This window comes from Streptomyces sp. NPDC060194, assembly GCF_042728285.1.
Classification (GTDB): domain Bacteria; phylum Actinomycetota; class Actinomycetes; order Streptomycetales; family Streptomycetaceae; genus Streptomyces.
This window is the reverse complement of the sequence record NZ_JBHWZH010000011.1, coordinates 1-23919: the sequence shown is the minus strand read 5'-3', so window position 1 is coordinate 23919 and position 23919 is coordinate 1. Positions and strand designations below refer to the sequence as shown.

General features: G+C 75.5%; 16 protein-coding genes. 6 read left to right on the top strand and 10 right to left on the bottom strand.

Going from position 1 to position 23919, the window contains the following annotated elements:
• Positions 1-32 precede the first annotated feature (32 nt).
• Genes ACFWEG_RS04100 through ACFWEG_RS04085 form a run of 4 tightly spaced genes read left to right on the top strand, consistent with a single transcriptional unit; the run spans position 33 to position 3664 of the window.
• On the top strand, positions 33-356 hold the full coding sequence (locus ACFWEG_RS04100; protein WP_387209005.1) for a DUF742 domain-containing protein: 324 nt from the start codon (positions 33-35) through the stop codon (positions 354-356).
• The gene (locus ACFWEG_RS04095; protein WP_387208930.1) at positions 334-1011 is read left to right on the top strand and encodes an ATP/GTP-binding protein; all 678 of its coding nucleotides are present in this window, start codon (positions 334-336) and stop codon (positions 1009-1011) included. Before ACFWEG_RS04100 ends, ACFWEG_RS04095 begins: the two co-directional genes overlap by 23 nt.
• Entirely contained in the window at positions 1008-2414 is a 1407-nt protein-coding gene (locus ACFWEG_RS04090; protein ID WP_387208928.1) for a cytochrome P450, read from the top strand. Before ACFWEG_RS04095 ends, ACFWEG_RS04090 begins: the two co-directional genes overlap by 4 nt.
• Positions 2411-3664 (top strand): cytochrome P450, encoded by a 1254-nt coding sequence (locus ACFWEG_RS04085; protein WP_387208926.1) that lies wholly within the window; start codon positions 2411-2413, stop codon positions 3662-3664. Before ACFWEG_RS04090 ends, ACFWEG_RS04085 begins: the two co-directional genes overlap by 4 nt.
• A 47-nt stretch (positions 3665-3711) precedes the next feature.
• Here the strand turns inward: ACFWEG_RS04085 and ACFWEG_RS04080 are convergent, their stop codons facing one another.
• The 3 genes from ACFWEG_RS04080 to ACFWEG_RS04070 are packed head-to-tail and all read right to left on the bottom strand — an operon-like array spanning position 3712 to position 5051.
• Entirely contained in the window at positions 3712-4218 is a 507-nt protein-coding gene (locus tag ACFWEG_RS04080; protein ID WP_387208924.1) for a DUF6069 family protein, read from the bottom strand.
• 31 nt (positions 4219-4249) lie between these two features.
• Positions 4250-4579 (bottom strand): SHOCT domain-containing protein, encoded by a 330-nt coding sequence (locus ACFWEG_RS04075; RefSeq protein WP_387208922.1) that lies wholly within the window; start codon positions 4577-4579, stop codon positions 4250-4252.
• Between the two features lie 31 nt (positions 4580-4610).
• Positions 4611-5051 carry a DUF6325 family protein gene (locus ACFWEG_RS04070; protein ID WP_387208920.1) on the bottom strand — a complete coding sequence of 147 codons (441 nt, stop codon included), beginning with the start codon at positions 5049-5051 and terminating at the stop codon, positions 4611-4613.
• A gap of 121 nt (positions 5052-5172) precedes the next feature.
• Here ACFWEG_RS04070 and ACFWEG_RS04065 point away from each other — a divergent pair, with 121 nt between their 5' ends.
• Together ACFWEG_RS04065 and ACFWEG_RS04060 are read left to right on the top strand one after the other, a co-directional pair.
• Positions 5173-5430 carry a hypothetical protein gene (locus tag ACFWEG_RS04065; RefSeq protein ID WP_387208918.1) on the top strand — a complete coding sequence of 86 codons (258 nt, stop codon included), beginning with the start codon at positions 5173-5175 and terminating at the stop codon, positions 5428-5430.
• Positions 5417-6646: a glycosyltransferase gene (locus tag ACFWEG_RS04060; RefSeq protein ID WP_387208916.1), complete on the top strand. Its 1230-nt coding sequence runs from the start codon at positions 5417-5419 to the stop codon at positions 6644-6646. The genes ACFWEG_RS04065 and ACFWEG_RS04060 overlap by 14 nt, the downstream gene beginning before the upstream one ends.
• Before the next feature lie 27 nt (positions 6647-6673).
• Here ACFWEG_RS04060 and ACFWEG_RS04055 read toward each other — a convergent pair whose 3' ends face one another.
• The 7 genes from ACFWEG_RS04055 to ACFWEG_RS04025 all read right to left on the bottom strand — a co-directional run bounded on the left by ACFWEG_RS04055 (position 6674) and on the right by ACFWEG_RS04025 (position 23788).
• Positions 6674-7843: an SIS domain-containing protein gene (locus tag ACFWEG_RS04055; RefSeq protein WP_387208914.1), complete on the bottom strand. Its 1170-nt coding sequence runs from the start codon at positions 7841-7843 to the stop codon at positions 6674-6676.
• Between the two features lie 164 nt (positions 7844-8007).
• Positions 8008-11952 (bottom strand): GEVED domain-containing protein, encoded by a 3945-nt coding sequence (locus ACFWEG_RS04050; RefSeq protein WP_387208912.1) that lies wholly within the window; start codon positions 11950-11952, stop codon positions 8008-8010.
• 180 nt (positions 11953-12132) lie between these two features.
• On the bottom strand, positions 12133-15624 hold the full coding sequence (locus ACFWEG_RS04045; protein ID WP_387208910.1) for an ATP-binding protein: 3492 nt from the start codon (positions 15622-15624) through the stop codon (positions 12133-12135).
• Positions 15625-15711: 87 nt separating this feature from the next.
• Positions 15712-18663, bottom strand: coding sequence for an FG-GAP repeat domain-containing protein (locus tag ACFWEG_RS04040; protein WP_387208908.1), 2952 nt, complete (start codon positions 18661-18663; stop codon positions 15712-15714).
• On the bottom strand, positions 18660-21224 hold the full coding sequence (locus ACFWEG_RS04035; RefSeq protein WP_387208906.1) for a S8 family serine peptidase: 2565 nt from the start codon (positions 21222-21224) through the stop codon (positions 18660-18662). The genes ACFWEG_RS04040 and ACFWEG_RS04035 overlap by 4 nt, the downstream gene beginning before the upstream one ends.
• Positions 21225-21506: 282 nt before the next feature.
• Positions 21507-23132: an acyl-CoA dehydrogenase family protein gene (locus tag ACFWEG_RS04030; RefSeq protein WP_387208904.1), complete on the bottom strand. Its 1626-nt coding sequence runs from the start codon at positions 23130-23132 to the stop codon at positions 21507-21509.
• A gap of 23 nt (positions 23133-23155) precedes the next feature.
• Positions 23156-23788, bottom strand: coding sequence for a TetR/AcrR family transcriptional regulator (locus tag ACFWEG_RS04025; RefSeq protein WP_387208902.1), 633 nt, complete (start codon positions 23786-23788; stop codon positions 23156-23158).
• Between the last annotated feature and the right edge of the window lie 131 nt (positions 23789-23919).

Here is a 23919-nt window from a genome sequence, read left to right as displayed (position 1 = left end):
GGGCAGGACCCGGTGACCGGACCACGTCCGCGGTGCGGCCGTACGTGATCACCGGGGGGCGGGCCGGGACGGGCGCGGAGCCGCTGCACTGGGAGTCGCTGGTGGTCGCGGCCGCCGTGCCGGTGCCGGCGGCGCTGCAGCCGGAGTACCGGATGATCCTGGCGCACTGCCAGGGCCTGCTCTCCGTCGCCGAGGTGGCCGCGCACCTCGGCCAACCGCCGTCCGTGGTGCAGGTGTTGCTGTCCGACCTCGTGGACTGGGGACTGATCCTCACCCGTCCGCCGATCCCGCCGGCCGAACACGCCGACGTGACCATGCTGAGAAAGGTCCTCCATGGCCTCGAAAGCCGCCTCTGACCCCGCCGTCGCCGCGGCGCGTCCGGGAAGCGCTCCCGCGAGCGCGTCCGGCGCGGGCGGGAAGTACCTGGCCGACGGGGTCGCGGGCGCGGCGAAGATCATGGTGGTGGGGCCGCTCGGGGTGGGCAAGACGACGCTGATCGGCACGGTGTCGGAGATCGCGCCGCTGTCGACGGAGGCGGTGATGACGCAGGCGGGCGCGCGGGTGGACCACCCGGCTGGCCCGTCGGGGAAGCGGACCACGACCGTCGCGCTGGACTTCGGGCGGATGACGCTCGACGGGGAGCTGGTGCTCTACCTGTTCGGGACGCCCGGGCAGCAGCGGTTCCTGCCCGCCTGGCGCGACCTCGCCCGGGGCGCGCTCGGGGCGCTGGCGCTGGTCGACGCGCGCGACCTGGGCGCGTCGTTCGACGCGCTCGGGCATCTGGAGGACCTGGACCTGCCGTTCGCCGTCGCCGTCAACGTCTTCCCCGGCAGCCCGCACCACTCCGAGGAGCAACTGCGCGCGTCCCTGGACCTGTTGCCCGACACCCCGCTGGTGGCGTGCGACGCCCGGGACGAGCGCTCGTCCGTCGAGGCGCTGATCGCGCTGGTCCGCCACCTGATCCGTACCGTCACCTCCCCGACGACCGCCACCGCCCCGGAGCCCCGATGACCTCTCCGCCCGCGATACCGCCCCACGCCTTCGCCGACGGCTTCGGCTACGGCGGCCGCTGCCCCGCGGCCACCCCGCTCTACGGGGAGCAGCTGGACGGCGACGGGATGCCGGCCCTCTACGAGCGGCTGCGCGAGGAGCACGGCCCGGTGGCCCCGGTGACCGTGGCGCCGGGCATCAGCGCCTGGCTCGTGCTCGGCCACCGCGAGCTGCTGCGGCTGACCCGCGAGGAGCAGGACTTCAGCCACGACCCGCGCCGCTGGAGCCTGCTGCGCGAGGGCCGCGTCCCGGCCGACTCGCCGATCCTGCCGATGGTCGGCTGGCGGCCCGCGCTGCTGTTCGCCGACGGCCGGCAGCACCGGCGGATGCGCGCGGCGGTCTCGGACGCGCTGGCCCGGATCAACGGCCACGAGCTGCGGCGCAGCGTGCGGGCGGCGGCCGAGCGGCTGATCGCGGACTTCGCCGGGCGGCGGGAGGCCGACCTGGTCCCGCACTACGCCCGCAAGCTGCCCATGCAGGTGATCACCGGGCTCCTCGGGCTCGACGACCGCACCGGCCAGCAGCTGGTGCTCGCCATCGCCGGCACCGTCGCCGCGAACGCCGACTCGGCCAACGCGGCGGCGCGGATGGGCTCCATCCTGACCGCGCTGATCGAGGAGAAGCGCGCCCGTCCGGGCCAGGACGTCACCAGCGCGCTGCTCCAGCACCCCGCCCGGCTCACCGACGAGGAGGTGCTGCACAACCTGGTGGTGATGTTCGTCGCCGGCAACCAGACGACCGTCAACTGGATCGCCACCACCCTGCGGATCCTGCTCTGCGACCCCGCCTTCCGGTCCTCGCTGAGCGGCGGCCGGCTGAGCGTCGACGACGCGCTCGACCTGGTGCTCTGGCGGTTCCCGCCGACGCAGAACTTCCCCGCCCGGTACGCGACCCGCGACCTGGAGTTCGGAGGGCAGCACATCCGGGCCGGGGACATGCTCGTGCTCGGGCTCGCGGGGGCGAACGCCGACCCTGAGGTGCTGCCGGGCGACGGCAGCCCGGTCGTCGGCAACCGCTCGCACCTGGCGTTCGGCGCGGGCCCGCACACGTGCCCCGCGCAGGACCCGGCGCGGCTGATCACCCGTACGGCGGTGGACACCATCCGGCACCGGCTGCCCGACCTGGAGCTGGCCGTGCCGGAGAACGAGCTGGCGTGGGTCAAGTCGCCCTGGAGCAAGGGGCTCGCGGCGCTGCCCGTCCGCTTCACCGAGCCGCAGCTCTCGCACGCACCCCCCGCGCAGGACCGGGCCGCGCAGACGCCGTCCGGGCCCGTACCGCCCTCGCCCGCCCGGCCGCCGTACGCACCACCACCGCACCAGCCGCTTCCGCACACCGCGCGGCAGCAGTCAGGAGGACCCCGTTGACCACCACGCCCGCCCCCGCCCCCGGCGCCCCGCACCGGCTCGACCCGACCGGCGGCTGCCCGCACGCCGCGAACGCGAAGCTGCTCGCCGAGGGGGCCGTCGCCGCGGTCACCCTGCCGGGTGACGTCGCCGGCATGGCCGTCCTCGGCCACGACGCGCTGCGCGAGTTCCTCGCCCATCCCGACGTCGCCAAGAACGCCGCGCACTTCACCGCGCTGCAGGAGGGGCGGATACCGGACGGCTGGCCGCTGCGGACCTTCGCCACCGTCCAAGGCATGACGACCGCGGACGACGACGACCACAAGCGGCTGCGGGGGCTCGCGGGCAAGGGGTTCACCCCCCGCCGGGTGGAGGCGCTGCGCCCCCGGGTGGAGGCGCTGACCGCCGAGCTGCTCGACGACCTGGCGGCCGCGTTCGAGGCCGGTGACGGGGTCGCCGACCTGCGGAGGCACTTCGCGCTGCCGCTGCCGATGGGCGTCATCTGCGAGCTGCTCGGCGTCGACCCCGAGCACCACGAGAAGCTGCACCACCTGTCGAACCAGGTCGTCTCCACCGACATCGCCCCGGCGGACGCGATGGCCGCGAACAAGGAGCTGGTGGCCACCCTGGCCGGGGTCGTCGCCGCCCGGACGGCGCAGCCGGGCGAGGACCTGACGAGCACGCTGATCGCGGCGCGGGAGGCGGACGGCGACCGGCTCAGTCAGCTGGAGCTGATCGGCACCCTGCTGCTGATGATCGTCGCCGGGCACGAGACGACCCTGAACCTGATCACCAACGCGGTCCGGGCACTGTGCGCGCACCGGGACCAGCTGGAGCTGGTCCGCTCGGGCGCGGCGAGCTGGGCGGACGTGGTGGAGGAGACGCTGCGCTGGGACGCGCCGGTCAGCTTCTTCCCCTTCCGCTACCCCAAGCGCGACCTGGAGATCGGCGGGACGGTCATCCCGCAGGGCACGCCCGTCCTCGCCGGGTACTCGGCCGCCGGCCGCGACACCGCCGCGCACGGCGAGGACGCGGACGTCTTCGACGTCACCCGACCGGGCCGCGCGCGCCACCTCTCGCTCGGCCACGGCGCCCACTTCTGCCTGGGCGCGCCGCTGGCCCGGATGGAGGCGACCGTCGCCCTGGAGCGGCTGTTCACCCGCTTCCCCGACCTCGACCTCGCCGTCACGGAGGCCGAACTGCCGCGCCACGCCAGCTTCGTGGGCAACAGCGTGCACAAGCTGCCGGTGCGGATCCGCCCGCGGGCGTGAGGCGGACGGGGGCCGACCGGCCCGTCGCGGGACGGCCGGCCCCGGGGTCAGTCCCCGCGCACCGCGCTCCGCGCCACCGACGACAGCAGGGTGCCGATGGCGGTGCCGATCAGGAGGTAGACGACCGCGGTGCCGATCGAGGCCTCCAGGGAGAGGTCGGTGGTGAAGGGCAGGAGGACCAGCACCGCGGTGACCAGTGCGACGATCCAGGCGAGGAAGCGCTCGGGCCGGGGGGTGGCCGCGACGAGGAGGTGCAGCAGGCCCGTCGCGGCGAGCGCGGCGAGCGCGGCCCCGCCGGCGAGCGCGCCGGTGGTGGCGTTGCCCATCGCGCCGTCGCCCTCGGGCGCGAAGACGGGGATGCCGAGCACCCCGCGGACGAGGAGCAGCGCGACGACGGCGGTGAGCGCGGCGACCAGCGCGGTCATCACCCCGCCCGCCCACAGCCGTCCGGCGTCGACGCGCGGCCGGGCCGGCGCGAGGGGCGGCTCCGGGGAGGGCTGCGGGATGCGGTACTGCGGATTGGGCGGTCCGTAGGGGCTGTTCGGGGCACTCACGTCGGGCTGGTCCTTTCCGGGGGTACGGGGGTCAGGAGTTGAGGACGCGCGCCTTCTCGGCGGCGAACTCCTCTTCCGTCAGCAGCCCTTGGGCCTTGAGGTCGGCGAGCTGGGTCAGCTGCGCGACGCGGTCGGAGACCTGCGCGGCGCCGGGGTCGGGCGCGGCGGGGGCGGGCGCCGGTGCCGCGGGGGCGGGCGGCGGCGGGGGCTGGGCGCCCCACGCGGCCTGCTGCTCGCGGCGCATCTCCCGCTCGGCCATCCCGCGGTTCACCCGGTTGGAGACGGCGCTCGCGGTGCCGGAGATGACCGCGGTGCGGGCCATGGTGCCGAGCAGACCGGGCCGTCCGAATCGCTGGGGCATGGTGGGGTTCCTTCCTGTCGTCGTACGGGGCTCAGGCGGCGTCGAGCGCGGCGACGGCCGTGAGGACGACGTCCCTCGGGACGCGTTCGAGCAGCCGCAGCTCGCCGTGGGACGCGCCGATCGCCGTCGCCAGCCGCGCCGCCCAGGTGTTCTCCCAGGCCACGACCAGCGCGGAGCAGTTCGCGGGCAGCTCGTCCGCGACGGTCTGCAGGTCCTCGTCGCTGAGCAGGTCGAACCGGTCGCCGACCGTGGCCTCGAACGCGCTCGCGACCTCCTCGTCGGCGAGCTCCACGACGTCGACGGTGCCGTCGACGCCCTTGCGGACGAAGCTGAGGTCGAGGATGCGGACGGTCCCGCTCTGCTGGAGCTCGCGCAGCGCGGGGGCGACGTCGCCGTTGAAGCGGTTCCCTTCGAACGCGATCACCGCGACGTCGACCGGACCGACGAGGTCGGAGTTCAGGCCACTGGGCACGGGTGGACCACCTTCCCCTGAAGTGCAATGCGGACAAAACGCAGCATAAGGTGACAGCGAAGGAGTGCGCGCGCCGTCGCAGGCGCGCGGGCCGTGCCCGTCGCGCCACGGAGGGAACGCCATGACCACGCCACCGCCGCGGGTCCGCCTCGCCTTCTCCCCCTCCCGCCCCGCCTCCCGGCAGCGCCGGGTGTGGGCGTTCCTGGGCGGCGCGCTGATCTGGGTGGCGGCCGGCTGGCTCGTGGTGGCCCTCCTCGACCGCACCGACATCATGGTCCGACTGCTGCTCGTGTTCGCGGTCTCCCTGGCCGTCTTCGCGGTCGTCGTCACCTGGGGGATCCTGCTGCGCCGCCGGGGGGAGCGCCGTGACCTTCCTTGACGTGCTGCTCGTCTACGTCGCCTTCTACCCGGTGGTGACGGCCGCGGCGTGGATCGTCGGCGGGATCGCCTTCCGCGTCCTGCACGAGCGCGCCACTCCCGTCGCCCCGCCCGGCGGCTGGCCGGGGGTGACCGTGCTCGTCCCCGCGTTCAACGAGTCGCGGGTGATCGCCCAGTGCGTCGAGGCGCTGCGCCTGGTGGACTACCCGCGCCTGGAGATCCTGGTCCTGGACGACGGCTCCACCGACGGCACCGCGGCCGCGGCCCTCGCCGCCGCCGGGGACGACCCGCGGGTGGACGTCGTCGCCGACCCCGTCAACACGGGCAAGGCCGACAGGCTCAACGCCGGCATGCGCCGCGCCCGCCACGACCTCGTCCTGGTGACGGACGCGGACACCCATCTGCACCCGACCGCCGTCCGCTACCTGGTCGCACGGATCGGGCGCTCCCCGCGCTACGCCGCGGTGGCCGGCAGTCCGCGGGTCACCAACCGCGAACGCCTGATCACCGCCATGCAGGTGCTGGAGTCGGCCGCGTCGATCGGCCTGATGCGCCGCACGCACGCGCTGGCCGGACGGGTCGGGGTCGTCGCGGGCGTCCTCGGCCTCTTCCGCCGCGACGCGGTGCTCGCCGTCGGCGGCTACGACCCGCGGATGGCGACCGAGGACATCGACCTGACCTGGCGCCTCCTGGAGGCCGGGTACCTGACGGGCTACGAGCCCCGCGCGCTCGTCGGCATGGAGGTCCCGCAGACGCTGCGGACCATCTGGCGGCAGCGCACCCGCTGGGCCCGCGGCCAGGGCGAGGTCCTGCGCACCCACGCCCGCACCCTGCTGCGCTCCCGCAACGCGCCCCTCTGGCCGGTCGCCCTGGAGGCGCTGCTGTCCTACCTCTGGGTCCTAGCGATGGTCTGCGTCGGCGCCTGGACACTATTCCAGTGGCTGGTGTTCGACGAGGAGACGAAGTTCCGCTGGATGATCGCGTGGGGCGTCGGCATCGCCGTCGTCGCCGTCCTGCAGATCACCGTCGCCGTCGTCGTCGAACGCCGCCTCGACCCCCGGCTTGGGTACGCCTGCCTGCTCCTGCCCCTGTACCCCTTCGCGTACTGGTTCATCAACGCCGCCGCGGCCTTCGTCTCCGAGACATCGGCGCTGGTGCGGGGGCCGCGCAGGAAGCGGGTGGTGTGGGACCTGGAGCGGGCGGCACCGCCGCCGTAGCCGCGCCTGCGTGCCGGGAGCGTCCGCTCAGTCCAGGGGGTGGATGGTGACCCCCTGGACCACGCGGTTGACCTCGCCCGCCGGGAAGGGGTTGTCGGGGGTGATGCCGAGCCGGAGCGAGGCGTGCAGCGCCACGAGCTGGGCGCAGACCACCGCGGGCAGCGCGAGCGCCGCGTCGTCGGCCTCCGACATGCCCGGCAGCAACCAGGCCTCCGCCGCGGGTGCGGCCTCGGCGAGGCCGTCGGCCCGTCCGGCCACGGCGACGACCTGCCCGGCGGGGAGCGCGCCGGCCAGTTCGCGCAGGATGTCGAGGTCGTAGCGGCGGGTGTGCGGGTCGTTCGAGACGAAGAGCAGCACGCCGGTGCGGGGGGTCAGGAACGCCTTGGGGCCGTGCCGGAAGCCGAGCGACGTCTCGGGCAGCGAGCCGACCCTGCCGCCGGTCAGCTCGAGCAGCTTGAGCGCCGACTCGCCCGCCAGCGCCTTCAGCGGCCCGCTCCCGAGGTGGACGAAACGGTCCAGGTCGCGGCGGGCGAACGCGGTGATCCGGGCGGTGGAGTCCGGGGTGAGGACGGCGGCCGCCGCCTGCGCCGCCGCGCCGAGTCCGCGAACCCGGCCGCGGCCCAGCGCGTCGAGCGCGCCCAGGAGCATGCAGGTGAGGCTGGACGTCATCGCGAAGCCGCGGTCCTCCGCCTCGGACGGGGTCAGCAGGACGTGGGAGCCCGCGCGGTCGCGGTGGGCGACGGCGAGCGCGCCGCCGGCGTTGCAGGTGATCACGAGGTGCGCGCACCGGTCGAGGAGCCGGTCGGCGATCTCCGTGGCGGCGAGGCTCTCCGGGCTCTGCCCCGAGCGGGCGAACGAGACGAGGAGCGTGGGCCGCGCCCGGTCCTCGAAGCAGCCGGCCGGCTCCGCGACGATGTCGGTCGTGGCCACCGCCTCCACGGTGACGCCGAGCACGGCGGCGAGCGCCGAGCGGACGACGCCTCCGGCGTAGGCGGAGGTCCCGGCTCCGGTGAGCACCACGCGCAGCCCCGGCTCGGCGAGCAGCGGCGCGAGGAACGCGTCGAGCGCGTCGCGCTGTTCGCGCACCCGCTCCCGCATCTCCGCCCACACACGCGGCTGTTGGCGGATCTCGCGGTCGGTGTGCTCCGCACCGAAGGGCACGGCGGGCGGGGCGCTCGTCTCGGGGACGGTGGTCACGCGTACTCCTCGGGGACGTGTCAGGGGCGTCGGCCGTCACCCTACTGACCGGCACGCGCCCACCGTAACCGGCCGGTGGCGCAGGCCTCTTCCGCGCCGACGCACCGCGGGCCGGTGCCCCGGAGGACACCGGCCCGCGTTCGTGGGTGGGAGGAGACGGGGCGCTAGTCGCGGTGCCGTCGGCGGGCGGCGGCCGTCAGCAGGCCGCCGGCCGTCAGGGCGAGCACGGCGCCGGCCGCCGCCCACCAGGGGGCGGAGGAGGAGCCGGTGTCGGGCAGCGCGTGCCGGGCGTGCGGGGACGGGTCAGCGGCAGCGGAGGGGCGGCGGGGGTTGTCCGACGCGTCGCGCGCGGTCGGGGTCGGGGATCCGGGGGACGGGGACGAAGGCGACGGCGACGGCGTCGGCGTCGGAGAGGGCGCGGGGTCGGAAGGCGTCGGGGTGGGGGTCGGGGTCGGCGAGGGGGACGCCGGCGGCACCACGTCCACCGTCGTCGCACACCGGGTGTCACCCGATCCGGCCGCGCACGTGGACCCGCCGGGCCCGGTGACCGCGTTCACCAGCTCCCCGTCGCCCCGCAGCGGCGAGGCCACCGCCACCGAGTAGGTGACCGTCACCGTCCCGCCCGCCGGCACCGTGCCGTTCCAGGTCAGCTCCGGCTCGGCGTAGGTCACCGTGCCCGCCGACGCCTCCGCGTCGGCGTTGTAGTCGGCGTCGTCGAGAACCTCGGTGAGGTCGTCGGTGAACGTGGCGCCGGTGTACTCGGCGGTGCTGTCGCTGGTGACGGCGACGGTGTAGGTCACCGTGCCGCCGGGCTCCACCGAGGCCGGGGCGGCGGTCTTGGTCATGCTCAGGTGCGTCTCCTCGACGAGGAGCCGGTGGTCCTCGACCTCGCCGGGGCCGCCGAGGCCGGTCGGCTGGATGTCGGCGGTGGCGCGGCGGGCCGGGGCGGCCGCCTCGTCCCCGAAGAGCCGCAGCCGCAGGTAGCTCGTGCCCGGCTTCATGTCCGCGAGGCCGTCCCAGCTGAGCCGGGCCTCGGTCGCGCCGTCGGCGACCGCCGCCCGGGCGGCCTCGGTGGCCTCGAAGGCGCCGTCGCCGTCGACGTCGATCCAGCCGGCGAGGACGGCGGGCTCACCGGTGGTGTTGGTCACCGGGATCGTGCGGGTGAGGCCGGCCGCGTGCTGCTGGTGGGTGACCACGGGCGGCAGGGCGTCCTCGGCGGTGTCCCGTCCGGTGTCGGCGTCGGGCTGGCCGTCGTCGTCCGCCTCGACCGCCGCACCCAGGTGGAGGCCGGGGACGATCTCGTGGTGGGCGCCGCGCTCGCGCAGGGTGGTGCCGTAGCTGTCGGGCGCGTCACCGAAGTCGAAGACGCGGGACGGCAGGTCGACCCGGCAGTCGGGGTCGGTCGAGTCCGCGGGGCAGTTCGACCCGGGGCCGCCGACGACCTGGTTGTCCAGCTTCCCGTCGCCCGTCCGATCGGCGAGGGCCTTCACCTTGACGGAGTAGGTGACGAGGGCGACGGCGCCCTCGGCGAGGTCGCCCTCCCACGTCAGCTTCCGGTCGGCGTAGGCGACTTCGCCCGAGGTCGCGGCGGCGTCGCCCTGGTACTCGGCGTCGTCGAGGAGCGCGGAGAGGTCGTCGGTGAAGGTGGCGCCGGGGTAGGCGGCCTTGCCGTCGTTCTCGACGGTCACCGTGTAGGTGACGGTGTCGCCGGGTCGGGGCCGCGCCGTGTCGGCCGTCTTCTCGATCTTCAGGGCGGGGAGGTCCGTCGTGGTCCCGCAGTCGGGGTCGGTGCCGCCCGCGGGGCAGGGGCCGCCGGGGACGTCCGTGGTGACGGTGTTGCCCAGCGTCCGGTCGCCGGCGGCCGGGTCGTCGACGTCGACGGAGTAGCGGACGGTGACGGCCCCCTTCTCCGGGATGTCGCCCTTCCACGACAACTTCGGCTCGCTGTAAGCCACTTCACCCGACGTCGCCGTGGCGTCGTCGTTGTAGGCGGCGTCGTCGAGCACCCCGCCCAGGTCGTCGGTGAACCGGGCGCCGGTGTACGTGCCCTTGCCGGTGTTGGTGACGGTGAGGGTGTAGGCGACCTTGTCGCCCGACTTCGCGGCCGTCCGGTCGACGGTCTTGGCGACGTCGAACGTCGGGATCCCGACGGTGGTGGAGCAGTCCGGATCGGCACTGCCCGCAACGCAGTTGGAGCCGGGCGGGCCGGTGACGGCGTTCGCGAGCTCCTGGTCTCCGGCGTCGGGGGCCTTGACGGTGACGGAGTACGTGAGCGTGACCCTCCCGCCCGCCGCGATGTCGCCCCTCCAGGTCAACTCCGGCTCCGCATAGGCCACTTCGCCCGAGGTCGCTCCGGCGTCCTCCCCGTACGCGGCGTCGTCCAGGACCTCGGTGAGGTCGTCGGTGATGCGCGCGTCGCGGTAGGCGCCCTTGCCGGCGTTGGTGGCGACCACGGTGTAGGTCACCTTCTCGCCCGGTTTCGCGTTCGCACGGTCGGCGGTCTTGACGATCTCCAGGCTCGGCGTCCCGACGCTGGTCGTGCAGCCGGTCTCCGTACCGGTGGGGCAGTTGGACTGCGGGGAGCCGGTGACGGTGTTCGTCAGGAGCCGGTCGCCGCCGGACTGCTTCGTGGTCACCGAGTAGGTGATCCGGGCCTTCGCGCCGGGCGCGAGCGTCCCCGACCAGTCGAGCTTCGGACGGGCGTAGGCGACGGTTCCGGTGTCGGCCTTCGCGTCGGCGTTGTAGTCGGCGTCGTCCAGGACGGCGGTGAGGTCGTCGGAGACGGTCGCCCGGACGGGTACGTCGCCGGGGTTCTCCACGACGACGGTGTAGTCGACCGCGGCGCCCAGCGCGACCGGCTCACCGTCGGCCGGGGACGAGGTCTTGGTGATGGTGTAGCGCGGGTCGGCGAACCGCACGGTGGCGCAGCCCGGGGCGTTGACGCCCACGAGCTCCCCGACGTTCTCCGCGCAGTTCTCGTACTCGCCCCGCGGAGCGGTGACGTCCACGCTCAGCGTGCAGGAGGTCTGCCCGGCGTCCAGGTCGCCCTTGAGCCGGACGGACGTCCCGCCGGGCGTCGCGGTGACGGCCCCGTTCGCACAGGTCGTCCGCGCGTCGGGCGCGGTCGCGACGGTCATGCCGGCGGGCAGGGTGTCGGTGAACGACCAGCCCTTCTTGACCAGCAGGTCGGAGGTGTTGGTGACGGTGAACGTCAGCCGGGTGGTGCCGCCGGACGGCACGGCCTCGTCGGCGAACGCCTTGTCGACCTGCGGGGTGACGTCGAGGACGCGGATGTCGTCGAAGGCATGGTCGTTGCCCGCGTCGGTACCCTGCGCGTTGACCATTTCGATGCCGAGCTGGTCGCCCGTGAACAGGTAGGGAGTGTCGGCGGCGGCGTCGAGCACCCGGGAGGAGCCGCCCTGCGGGGTGACGGCCCTGGAGTCCGTGCAGGGGTTGAGCGGCTTGGTGGACGTGGAGATCCGCTCCGAGCCGTTCACCAGCGAGAACTTCATGAGCGGGGCGGCCGCGAAGCAGTTGCGGGCAGCCGTGGTGACCGCGAACGTCAGGAACCGGTTCTTCGCCGGCAGCGGGATCGGCCTCTCCGTCGCGAACTGCACCTTGTTCGCGCCGGGGGGCCCGTAGGTGAACGCGGTGACGCCGGTGTTGCCGTCCGGCGCGCCGGGGTTCTTGTAGCGGCCGATGTCCCGGACGAGGGCCCGGGAGTCGTTCCAGAAGGTCTCCTGCGTGCAGGACTTGATGCCGGGCTGGTGCTTCGCCGAGTTGGCGTAGTCGATCACCCAGCCGTTGCAGCCGCTGAGCCACTTCGGATCGGCGGTGTACGTCATCGACGTCGGAGCTGCGCCGGTGTAGCCGGTGAGCAGGACCGGGGCGTCGCCGCCGGCCTCGAAGTCCTCCTGGTACACGACCGTCGGCTCCGCGGGCACCCCGGGCGCGGCGGCGCGGGCCGCGGCCTCCGTGCGCTCGGGTGCGTCGGCGCTGACCGGTTCCGGCAGCGCGGAGGCCAGGGCGACGACCGTCAGGGCGGTGCCGAGCATCAGCGCGAGCGGGGGACGGCGCCGGGGTCCCCCTCGGCGCGCGTGTTCTGTCATGCAGGGCCACTTTCGTGCGGGGCGGGCAGGACTCCGTCAGCCTGACATGACGCTCCGTCATGATCGAGTTCGAACAGTGACGAGCCGCGCAGGTGCACCTGCATGGCTCCGCCCGTCCGGGTGTCCCGCCGCCCGGTCAGCTCAGCGCCGCGTCGATCGCTCGGCGCCGCGTCGGCCCCGTCAGCGCCCCGCCCACCCCTCGTGCAGCCGTTCGCGTGCCCGGGCCACCCGTCGGGTCCCCGCCGGGTACGGCAGGGCCCGGCACAGTTCCTCGGCTCGGGACAGCGTGCGGTCGGCGTCGGCGGTCGCGCCGAGCCGGGCGAGGGCGGCGGCGTGCACCACGCCCGCGTCGGCCTCGGCGAGCCGCTCGCCGGTGCGGGCCGCGCGGGCGGCCTCGGCGGCGGCGAGCAGGCGGGCCGACTCGGTCCGCCCGGCGAGGAGTTCGGCCCAGGCGGTCAGCACGGGCGCGCCGAGGGCGGCCGCGTCGAGGGCGCGGAGGGCGGTCTCGGCGTCCCCGTCGAGGAGGGCGAACTCGGCGCGGACGCGGGAGACGACGTCGTCGGCCTGGCGGTCGCCGCGCGCGGCGGCGCAGGCCTCCGCGCGGTCCAGCGCCGTCACGGCCGCCGTCCGCTCGCCCGCCTCCCACCGGACCCGGGCGAGGGCGGCCAGCGTGTACGGCAGGCTGCTCGCGCCCTCCCAGTCCGCGCCCTCCACCGCGGCCTCGGCGTAGCCGCGGGCGGTCTCCGGGTCGCCGAGCAGCAGCCACAGTTCGGCCAGGTTGGCCCGTTCGAACGCGGCGGAGGTCACGGCGCCCGAGCGTTCGGCGAGGTCGAGCGCCCGCCGGCCGATCTCCTGCGCCTCGTGCAGCCGGCCGGCCCGGCGGGCGTTCTCCCGCAGGGTGGACAGGACCGATCCGAGCAGCGTCGGGTCGCCGGAGGCCTCCGCCGGGGCCAGCGCACGGTCCGCCGCGGCGCAGGCCGGCCCGAAGCGTCCCGCGAGACCGAGGTTGGTGGCCTGCAGGACGTGCGCCCGGGCGACCAGGCTCTGCCCCGCGGCCTCGGGCACCCGCCGGGCGGCCGCCAGCGCCCGGCCCGCGGCCGCGTGCCCGTCGTCGTAGCGGCCCTGGAACCAGCGGATGGCGGACAGGGCGAGGTGGTGGGCGGTCAGCGGGGCGGGGGCGTCGGTCCCGCGGGCGGGGTGGCGGCGCAGCACGTCGTCGGCGGCGTCCGGGGCGCCGGCCTTGACGAGGGCGTCGGCGAGCCGGGCGGCGGCGAGGACGCCGGCGTCCCGTTCGCCGCGCCGCGCGAACTCCGCGAGGGCCGGCCGCAGCACGTCGGCGGCCTGGGCGAACCGGCCCATCCGAGCCAGCACCTGGCCGTGGGCGAGCCGCGCGCGGGCGGCGTCGACGTCGAGCCGGGCGACCAGCTCGCGGTAGTAGCGGTCGGCGGCGTCGTTGGCGTACAGGGTCGCGGCGCGCTCGGCCGCGCGGCGCAGGTGGTCGGCAGCGGAGGGGTCGTCGGCGCGGGCGAAGTGCAGGGCGAGCGTGTCGACGGCGTCGGGGCGGCGGCGCAGCACCGCGCGGCCGAACGCGCCGTGGAGCTGACGGCGTCGGGCCGTCGTGAGCTGCTCGTAGCAGGTGAGGCGGACCAGCGGGTGCCGGAAGGCGAGCCCGTCCTCGCTGCGGCCGGCCGCGACGATCCGCCGCTCCTCGATCAGCGACGCGCCGATCGCGTCCTCCACGGCGTCGGCGGCGGCCGCCGGGCCGAGCGACGGGACGAGCCCGCGCTCGGCGACGTCGAGCAGCTCGCCCAGCGCGGCGTGCCCGCCGGCGACGGCCAGCGCCTCCACGAGCCGCCGCGCGTCGGGCGGGAGCCGCACCAGCCGCTCCCCCACCAGCTGCCGCACCCCCGTCGGCGCCCCCGCCTCGCCCGCGGACGCGTCGTCCGCGCGCGCCAGTTCGAGCGCGAACAGCGGATTGCCGAGCGACAACCGCCACACCCGCCGCAACCGCGCCTCCGCCGCGGCCGGCTCCACCCCGTCCGCGGCCGCGGGAGCCACGCGCGCACCGGCACGATCCGCCCCGGCCGGACCCGGCACGTCCGTGGCCGCCGCGCCCCGGCTCGGCGCCTGCCCGGCCGCCGGGGCGCGACCGCCCGGGCCGGGGTCCTGCGCGGCCCGCGACCGTGGATCCCTCCCCAGCGCGTCCCGCGCGAGGGCCAGGCACGCCTGCTCGCCGAGGCGGGCGACCGGCTCCTCCGTCGCGAGGCCCTGGCGGACCAGCGCGGTCAGGGACCAGCGGCGGGGGTCGTCCGGGGGCAGCTCCTCGTCGCGGTAGGTGACGAGGAAGCGCAGGGGCAGGCGGCGCTCGGCCGCGCGGCGGGCGAGGTGGCCGAGGAGCTGGAAGGAGCCGGCGTCGGCGGCGTGCAGGTCGTCGAGGACGATCCGCACGGGCCGGGCCGCGGCGAGGTCGCCGAGCAGGGCGGTGCTCGCGCGGAAGAGCCGGTCGCGTTCCTCCTCGGGGCTGCGGCCGCCTCCGGCCCGGGCCTGCCCGAGGGACGGCAGGAACGCGGCCAGCTCCGGGTACTCCCCGCCGACCCTCCCGCGCTCCGCCGCGTCGTGTTCGGCGAGCCACCCGTCGAGCGCCTCGGCGAACGCCCCGTACGGGGTGCGGCCCTCCGCGTCCCGCGCGCCGCCCCACAGCACCGCGGCCCCCTCCGCCGCCGCCCGCCGGGCCGCCTCCCCCGCGAGCCGGGTCTTGCCGACGCCGGCCTCGCCGGTCAGCAGGACGACGGGCGGGCCGCCGCTCCCCAGCAGCCTGCCGAGTTCGGCGTCCCGCCCCCGTAGCGGCGTCGCGGGCCGGGTGCGCAGCGGCGCGGGGAGGACGGGCGCGGGCGCGGCGGCGGGCCCGGCGGCCAGGGCGAGCCGGTGCAGCCGCTCCGTCTCCGGCCCCGGGGCCACACCGAGTTCCGCGGCGAGCGCCTCCCGGCAGCGGTGGTAGGCGCGGACCGCCTCCCGCCGCCGCCCCTGCCGCAGGGCCGCGTCGAGCAGGATCCGGTGCGCCCGCTCCTCGGCGGGGCTGCCCTCCAGGATCTGCTCGGCGACCGCTGCCGCCTCCCGCGGCGCCCCGTGGTCCAGGTGAGCGGCCGCGAGCCGCAGCCGGACCCGCTCCCGCAGCAGGACGAGCCCGGCCCGCCGGTCCTCCACCCAGGACACGTACCGGTCGTCGGGCAGCAACTCCCCGCGCAACTCCCGCACAGAAAGGCCCAGTTCGTCACGGTCCCCGGTCACCAGCGCCGCCTCCGCCGCGGCCTCCGCCTCGTCCACGTCGACCCGTACGACGGCCGGGTCCAGGAACAGGAACGCCCCGTCGGACACCAGGTAGGACGAGGCGGCGCGCGGCGGCAGTTCGGGTTCCAGCGCGTGCCGCGCGGCGTGCAGCGCCACCCGCAACCGGCCCGCCGCGGCCCGCGGTTCGGCGTCGGGCCAGCACGCCTCCATGACCTGCTCCCGGTGCAGCCGGTGCCCCGGCGTCACGGCGAGCAGCTTCACCAGCGCCCGCGCGTTCGGCCTCGGCCAGCGCGCGGCGACCTCGGGCCCGCCGTCCCGGCTGACCCGGAAGCCGCCGAGCAGACACACCCTCAGCAGCGGGGCGGACGGCGGATCTACGTTCATGAGGCACGCACTCTAGCCGAGCACGGGAGCGGGCCCCCGGCCGGGAGAGCCGGGGGCCCGTGGCACCCAGGGGCGAATCGCCGCAGGTCAGGACAGCTTGTACACCGTCACCTGGTGGATCGCGTTGTCCGTGACCAGGTACCGGCCGCCGAACTCCTCCGCCGACCGGTCCCGCCCGTAGTCGTCGGCGTTGAGGGACAGCGCCTCGTCCACTCCGTCGCCGTCGAGGTCCGCGGCGAGGAAGTTGCGCGCCCCGCCGAGCACCACGTTGCCGACGGAGGGGGCCCAGGAGTCCTCCGACTCGAAGATGCTCGGGTCCCACAGGTGGAGTCCGGCCTCGGCCCCGCCCACGAGCAGCTTGCGGCCGCCGGGTCCGGTCATGAACGCACCGCCGTAGGACTGGGGGGTGACGCCCTGCTTCTTGTCCGCGCCGTCGGCCAGGTACCGCCGGTACACGGCCGTGCCCGCCTGGTAGAGCGCGCCGTCCTCGGCGAAGAAGCCGTTGTGGGTCCACAGCCCGCCCGCGAGCCCGGAGTGCAGCACCTCGCCGGTGCGGCCGTCGCGGATCTCGAGGTGGTTCTGCGGGCTGAGCGCGGTCGTACCGTCCCTCTTGATCGGCGCGCGGACCCCCCACAGGTAGGCCACCGCGTGCCCGTCCGCGTAGGGGATCTCCTTCGAGGCGAAGACGCCCTCGTCGGGGATCGCGGTGCGGATACCGCCCTCCGCGCCCGCGGGGGCCTCCGGCGCCGCGGACCAGCGCTGCTCGCCCGTCGGGGACTTCAGCGCCACGGCGGCGGTCACCGGGGCCTGAAGGTCGAACGCGTTCACCGAGGCGTACGACGCGTACACCGTCCCGTCGTTCACCGACGGGTCCGCGAACCGCACCTCGCCGGCCGCCTCCGGCGCGCCGTACGTCCACAGCGCGTGGCCGTCGCCGCGGTAGGCGCGCAGGGCGTCGGTCGGGACGAGGAGGTCCTGCGCCCCGTCGCCGTCGAGGTCGGCCAGCACGACCGTGCGGACGAAGGCGCCCCCGCCGTCGATCGTCGCCAGCACCTTGCCCGTACGGCCGTCGAGGACGACGGTCGCGGTGTCGGCCGCCACGACGACCTCCGGGCGCCCGTCCCCGTCCACGTCGCCGGTGCGGACGTCGTGGACCGCGCCGGGCACGGCGGCCCACCACAGCCGCTTCGGCGCGCCGCCGGCGAGCGAGGGGCCCGCGTACGCCCACACCCCGTCGGAGGAGCCGGCCATGACGACGTCGTCGCGCCCGTCCCGGTCCAGGTCGGCGGCCGCGGCGACGCCGATGTCGCCCTGGAGCGGAGTGACGTTCTCGGACCGGCCGTTGGCCAGCTTGTAGGTCCGGATGTTCTGCGACTGGTCGACCACCCGGACGTGGCCGCCGGCGTCGTTGGTGTACACCTCCTGGTACATCGGCGCGGCGGTGACGCCCTTGTGCTGCCAGGCGACGGCGCCCTTGGGCGTGAACACGGTCAGGGACGCGAACCGCGAGCCGCCGGGGTTCTCGGCTCCGCCGATCGCGCGGTCGTCCTGTGCGGAGGCGACGAGGCGGCCGCCGGCGGCGGCGAGGCCCCAGATGCTCGCCGCGTCACGCCCGTTGGCGGCGTCCCGCTTGACCGTGGCCGACCACACCGCCCGGCCCGGGTCCGCCCCGTCGAGGGCGCGGACCGTGCTCGCGGCGACGAACAGGTTCTCGTCCAGCGAGGACTCGGCGACGGCGTACTCCTCGCCCGCCCGCGCGGCGACGTCGCCGACCATGAGCGCGGTGGGCACCACGTTCTCCCGCGCGTCCAGGGTCGCCCGCCGGCCGGTGGCCAGGTCGTACGCGGTGATCTCGTAGCGCACCGCGTCGGTCGGGTCGGCCTGCTCCAGGGCGACGATCCGCTTGCGCCCCGCGTCGAGGCGCAGCTTGCGGCCGTACAGCAGGCTGTCGGTCTGCCAGGTCACCGAGCCGTCGGCCGTGTCGAGGACGAGGGTGCGGCCCCGGGGGGTGACCCCGGTGTCCTTGCGGAGGCTCCAGGAGGCGGCGACCTTGCCCCTGCCGAGGTCCTGGACGTCGCCCCAGTTGGCGTACCGGGCCTCGCCGCTGTCGTAGGTCCAGGTGGACGACGGGGTCAGCCTGCCGTCCGCCGGCGCGAAGCGGATGCCGGTCAGCGTCAGGGTCGCGGTCGCCGGGACCTTCGCGTCGCCGCTGAGCCGGGGCGCGTCGGCGACGAGCAGCGTGCCGTCTGCGATCTTCACCATCGACGCCCGGTTGTAGAGCTTCGACCACAGCGTCCGGCCGGTGGACCCGTCCAGGACGGTCACGAAGGTGCCGGTGTTGAGCGGCGAGCCCGGCACGGTGAACGGCCGGGTGAACGGCGGCGAGCCCACCTGCGCGGAGAACACGAGGTCGGGCACCCCGTCGCCGGACAGGTCCCCGGTCGCGTAGCCGGAGTCGGAGGTGGCGGCGAACGGCGAGACCGCGTTGTAGCCCATCAGGATCTGCGCGGGGTAGGGCTCGACCCGCCACACCTGGGTCGGCTTGACCTGCCAGTCCGGGTAGAACGACGAGCTGGTGCGGGACCACGTCTCGCTGCCGTCGGCGGCATGGCGCTGGACGTAGCCCATGCTGTGGACGGTGAAGTAGTCGCCCTTCTTCCCCACCGGGACGGTCGCGCCCATGCCGCGCACGCCCTCGAAGGTGGCGGTGGGGGTCAGGGTGACCTTGGTGGCGGGGTCGACGGCGGCCTGCGCGTCGGCCCCGGAAGCCGCGCTCGCGGAAGCGCCGCTCCCCGGGCTCCCGTCCACCGCCTTCGGCGCGTCCGGCGCCTGCGGGCTGACGGTGTCCCGGTCGCCGTCGGCGTTCCCGTACGGGTCGAGCGCGACGTTCGCCGCGAGCGTCCTCGCCTCGGCGGCGCTCAGCCGCAGGGCGGTGCCGCCGTCCTCGGCGAGCGCCTGCGGCGCCGCGCTGACGCACAGGCCGGTCGCGACCAGGAGGGAGGCGAGCCGCAGGGCCCGCCGCTGCTGACGGTGTCTCATGACGTGGCTCCCTGGGTGAAGCGGATCGCGGTGCCGTCGGTGAGGACGGGCTGGTCGTAGGAGTACTGCAGGGCGTCGGTGCCGGCCTGGTCCGCGATGCCGACGGTGGCGCCGGCGCCCCGGTCGGCGACCTTCCGGTACTGGAAGGTGGCCGCCCCGGTCGCCTCGTCGAACACGACCTGGAAGCTGGCGCGGCCGGCGGTCCCGTCGGCGTAGGCGGCGTCGTTCCAGACGATCGCGAACTTCCGGCCGCCCGTGGCGCCGGTCGTGGCGGTCTGCACGGACGCGCCCTTGCCGAGCGTCAGGTCGTCCCACAGCGGGGCGACGACGCCTCGGACGCCGTTCGGGCCGCTCGTGGGCAGCGCGGTGTTGCGGTAGTCGCCGACGCGCGAGGACAGGAAGTTGACCAGGCCGTTCGTGGTGACCGAGGCGCTGGAGTACGAGACGCCGTAGTGCCGCACGGGGAACGGCAGGGTGATCCTCGCGGCGTCCTCGTCGCCGCTCAGCGCGACCTTCTTCGTGCCGTCGATCCACGCGTACGGGGCGGGCGCGCAGCTGTTGCCCGAGCGGTCGGTGCGGGCCGGGGTGCGGACGTCCTTGGCGGCGTCGCCGCCGGCGACGGTCAGCTCGCCCTCGAAGACGCCGTTGCACAGCGTCGGCGCGGCGGGCGTCACCGTCATCGGGTACGCGCCCTCGGCGACCTGCGGCAGGGTGTACCGGCCCGTGGCGTCGGTGGTGGCGGCCGGGACGGGCGCGCCCGTCAGCTCCACGGTCGCCCCGGCCAGCGGCTTGCCGGCCACGTCGAGGACGCTTCCGGTGACGCGGTGCGCGGCGACGGGGCTCAGCGCCACGTCCTGTGTCAGCTCCTGCTCGTCGGTGAGCGTGACGGCCTTCGCGGAGCCGTCGGCGTAGCCGTAGCCGCTGAAGGCGAAGTCGTAGCGGCCGGCCGGCAGCCACAGCCGGTAGGTGCCGTCGGCGCCGGTGCGCACGGAGCGGGTGCCGGCCCCGCCGGTCGCGGTGACGGTGACGCCGGGGAGCTTCGCGCCGGTCGCCTTGTCGGTGACGGTGCCGGAGACGGCCGCGGCGTCGCGCGGGGCGGCGGCCACGGAGGCGAGGATGTCGAGCTTGCCCTCGCCCCAGACGTTGTTCATGCCGGGCGTGCCGCCGCAGTGGGTGTCGTCCACGTCCCGGGCGCCCTGGTCGAGCAGCGCGCGGGTGGCGTCGATCTGCCCGATCAGCGACGGGGAGGCCGACCAGAGCAGCGCGACCGCGCCGGAGACGTGCGGCGTCGCCATCGAGGTGCCCGACTCCGCCTTGTACGCCGAACCGGGCCAGGTGGAGCGGATGTCGACGCCCGGCGCCGAGATGTCCGGCTTCGTGGAGCCGTCGACCAGGGACGGGCCGAACCCGGAGAACGAGGCGATCCTCCCCGCGGCGTCGTACGCTCCGACGCCGTACGCGGGGGCCTGCGCTCCCGGGGCGTGCGCGGTCGAACAGCGGGTGCCGTTGCCGTCGTTGCCGGCCGCGAAGGCCTCGAAGATGCCGGCGGCGTTCCACGCCTGGACGATGTCCTGGTAGAAGGTCGTGTTCCCGCCGCCCCAGGAGTTGTTGACGATGTTCGGCGCGAGGTCGGGGCGCGGGTTCTGCCCGTTGCGGTCGGTCGGGGCGAGGATCCACTGGCCGGCGGCGAGCAGGTTCCCGTCCGAACAGGCCGAGGTCTCGCAGCCCTTGGCCGCGATCCAGGTCGCGCCCGGCGCGACGCCGACGCCCTTCGCGCCGACCATCGTGCCCAGGGTGTGGGTGCCGTGGCCGTTGTTGTCGCACGGGACGCCGCCCGGAGCGCACTGGCCGGTCGGGTCGTAGAAGTTGTAGTCGTGGGTGAAGGTGCCGTCGCCGTTGTTGCCGCGGTACTGCTTCACGAGGTCGGGGTGGTCGAACTGCGCCCCGGAGTCGAGGTCGGCGATGACGATGCCCTCGCCGCGGGTGCCGTACTGCGACCAGACCTGGTCGGCCTTGATGTCGGCGACCCCCCACTCGGGGGTGTCGGCGGCGTCCGTGCCGGCCGCGTCCGTCCGGGTCCTGGCGATCCGCCCGCCGTCGCCGACGGTGAGGTCGTCGAGCGCGTAGGTCCGCGACGGGACGACGGAGGCGACGTCGTCGCGCGCGGCGAGCTTCTGCACCAGGCCCTTGTCCCCGGTCACCTGGACCGCGTTGGCGATCCAGTAGTCCCGGTGGCCGACCTTCTCCCGGTCCAGGAACGCCGTCAGGCCCCGCTGGCTCTCCTCGGCCTCCGCCCGCAGCGCCCCCACGGCGGCCTTCGCCCGCGCCGCGTGCGTCCTGCCCTTGCGCGCCTTCGACAGGTCGGCCCGGTCCTTCAGCACCACGAAGAACGACGCCTGCCCATCGCCCTGAACCGCGCGCGCCAGCCCGGCGTCCACCTTCGCCGCGCCCTCCTCCCCGGCCGCGGCGGGCCCCGGACTCACCATCAGCGCGGCCACGGCACCCACCGCGACCACCACCCCTACGGCACCTCTGCGCCGGGACGCTCGGACCAGTTGCATCGACGTACTCCTCCAGGCGGGAACGGGGAGCACGGACGCTAGGGAGCGGCCGTTACATGGGCATTACAACGAGCGAGGCCCGAGGCGGGCAGCTCCGACAGCGCCCTGCTGAGCGGGACCGCCGCGCGGCTACTCCGGCGGGACGGCGCGTGCGGTCATGGGGCTGTCGACGAGGCGAGCAGGTCCCGCGCTCGCCGCCGAGGCCGTCGACCAGCTCGGCGGAGACCCGGCGAAGGTGATCCGGTCGTCGTTGTCCGCGTCCGTCGCACGCCGCAACCGGTCTCAGACCGGCAGGCGCTCCAGCAGGCCGGCGAAGTCGGTGCCCGGCGGGAGGGTGCCGAAGGCGAGGCCGCGGTCGCCGGCGAGGCGGGAGGCGCAGAAGGCGTCGGCGACGGCGGCGGGCGCGTGGCGGACGAGGAGGGAGCCCTGCAGGACGAGCGCGGCGCGTTCGATGACGCGGCGGGCGCGCAGGGGCGCGTCCTCGGTGAGGACGAGTTCCCCTTGCAGCTCGCGCCAGGCCGCGTCGAGCCGCCGGTCGGCTCCGGCGGCCGCGTCGACCTCCGCGCGGAACGCCTGAAGAGAGTGCGGTTCGCGCGCCAACGCCCGCAGCATGTCCAGGGCGTTGACGTTCCCCGAGCCCTCCCAGATGCCGTTGAGCGGGGCGTCGCGATAGAGGCGCGGCATACCTGACGCCTCGTCATATCCGTTGCCGCCGAGGCATTCCAGCGCCTCGGCGACGGCGACCGGCTGCCGCTTGCACACCCAGTACTTGCCGACCGCCGTCGCGAGCCTCAGCAGCGCGCGCTCGCCGTCGTCGCCGCGGACCGCCCGGTCGGCCGCGCCCGCGAGGCGCAGCGCGAGCGTCGTCGCCGCCTCGGACTCCAGCGCGAGGTCCGCGAGGACGTTGCGCATCAGCGGTTGGTCGATCAGCTTCGCGCCGAACGCCGAGCGGTGGCGGGCGTGATGGGCCGCCTGGGCGAGCGCCGCGCGGATGCCGGCGGCGGAGCCGAGGACGCAGTCGAGGCGCGTCATCGTGACCATGTCGATGATGGTCCGCACGCCCTTCCCCTCCTCGCCGACCAGCCAGGCCACCGTCTCGTCGAACTCCGGCTCGCTGCTGGCGTTGGAGCGGTTTCCGAGCTTGTCCTTCAGCCGCTGGATGCGGAAGGTGTTGCGGCCGCCGTCGGGCAGGACGCGCGGCACGAGGAAGCACGACAGGCCGCGGGGGGCCTGGGCGAGGACGAGGAACAGGTCGTTCATCGGGGCGCTGGTGAACCACTTGTGGCCGCGCAACCGCCAGGAACCGTCGGCCTGTTCGGTCGCCGTCGTGGTGTTGGCGCGGACGTCGGAGCCGCCCTGCTTCTCCGTCATCCCCATCCCGGCCAGCAGCCCGCGCTTGCCCGCGGGGGCGCGCAGGCCCGGGTCGTAGACGCGGCTGGTGAGCAGCGGCTCGTACGCCTTCGCGAGGTCGGGCGCGTGGCGCAGCGCGGGGACGACCGCGTACGTCATCGACACCGGGCAGCCGTGCCCCGCCTCCGTACCGCTCCACACCATGAAGCCCGCGGCCCGTGCCACGTGCGCGCCCGGCCGCGGGTCCGCCCAGGCGCTGCCGCCGAGCCCCTCGCCGATCGCGACCTCCATCAGCGCGTGGTATGCGGGGTGGAATTCGACCTCGTCGATCCGGTTCCCGTACCGGTCGTGCGTCCGCAGCTCCGGCTCGTGGCGATTGGCCTGGTCCGCCCAGCGCTGCACGTCCTCGTCCGTGGCGCGGCGGCCTATCCGGTGCAGGTCGTCGAGCGCCCACTCCGCGCCCTCCCGGCGGACCCCCTCCAGGAGTACGGGGTCGTCGGCGGCGTCGTGGCCGATCAACGGGGGTGCCTGGTTGGTGACTTCGTGCGTGCGGGACACGGTGCGTTCCTCCTGGTGTCGGGCTACGGTCCGGGCGTCGGCTGCGGCTTCGGTACGGCGGCCCCCGCGCAGCGCAGCGCGACGGCGACGAGGTCCGCGACGACGGCCTCCGTCCCGGCCTCGTCGGGCTCCGCGAGCGGGTCGACGAGGACCTCGCCGATCGCCCCGGTCAGGGCGGCGGCGGTCATCTCGGCGTTCTGCGGCGGCAGTCGTCCCGTGGCGACGCCCTCGCCGACCACCTCGGCGAACAGGGCCCGGTACCGGCGCCGGTGCGCGAGCCGCTCCTCACCCACCGCCGGGTCCGCCGGCGCGGCGAGCAGCGCGTACGCCAGCCCGCGGTTCTCCAGCGCCCGCCGCGCGAACACCTCCGCGCCCCGCGCCAGCCGCTCCACCGGCTCCCCCGGCCCCCGCAGCACCTCCCCCAGCACCTCCACCTCCCGCCCCGCCGCCCGCCGGAACACCTCCACGGCCAGCGCGGCCTTCGACGGAAAGTGCTGGTAGACGGACCCGGCCGCGATCCCCGCCGCGCCCGCCACCGCACCCACCGTCGCCTGCCCCCACCCGACCTCCGCGACCACCCCGGTCGCACAGACGACGAGACGCTCGCGTGCGGCTTCCAGCCGGCCGAGTTCGGCGGGGGTCTTGCGGTATGCCATCGAAGCAGTGAACCATCGTTCAGATGTTCGCGCCAGAGGCATCGTGCGAAGACCCGCCGACGCTTGAGGCCGCCGGCCAGAGGCAGGTTTCCGCGACGAAGCCGTGAGCGGGGGGTGCGGGGCGGCAGCCC

Excerpts from the sequence above, each read along its gene's own strand:
- ACFWEG_RS04095 (WP_387208930.1), top strand. The coding sequence starts at position 334 with ATGGCCTCGAAAGCCGCCTCTGACCCCGCCGTCGCCGCGGCGCGTCCG.
- ACFWEG_RS04090 (WP_387208928.1), top strand. The coding sequence starts at position 1,008 with ATGACCTCTCCGCCCGCGATACCGCCCCACGCCTTCGCCGACGGCTTC.
- ACFWEG_RS04075 (WP_387208922.1), bottom strand. The coding sequence starts at position 4,579 with ATGCCCCAGCGATTCGGACGGCCCGGTCTGCTCGGCACCATGGCCCGC.
- ACFWEG_RS04065 (WP_387208918.1), top strand. The coding sequence starts at position 5,173 with ATGACCACGCCACCGCCGCGGGTCCGCCTCGCCTTCTCCCCCTCCCGC.
- ACFWEG_RS04050 (WP_387208912.1), bottom strand. The coding sequence starts at position 11,952 with ATGACAGAACACGCGCGCCGAGGGGGACCCCGGCGCCGTCCCCCGCTC.
- ACFWEG_RS04045 (WP_387208910.1), bottom strand. The coding sequence starts at position 15,624 with ATGAACGTAGATCCGCCGTCCGCCCCGCTGCTGAGGGTGTGTCTGCTC.
- ACFWEG_RS04040 (WP_387208908.1), bottom strand. The coding sequence starts at position 18,663 with ATGAGACACCGTCAGCAGCGGCGGGCCCTGCGGCTCGCCTCCCTCCTG.
- ACFWEG_RS04035 (WP_387208906.1), bottom strand. The coding sequence starts at position 21,224 with ATGCAACTGGTCCGAGCGTCCCGGCGCAGAGGTGCCGTAGGGGTGGTG.
- ACFWEG_RS04025 (WP_387208902.1), bottom strand. The coding sequence starts at position 23,788 with ATGGCATACCGCAAGACCCCCGCCGAACTCGGCCGGCTGGAAGCCGCA.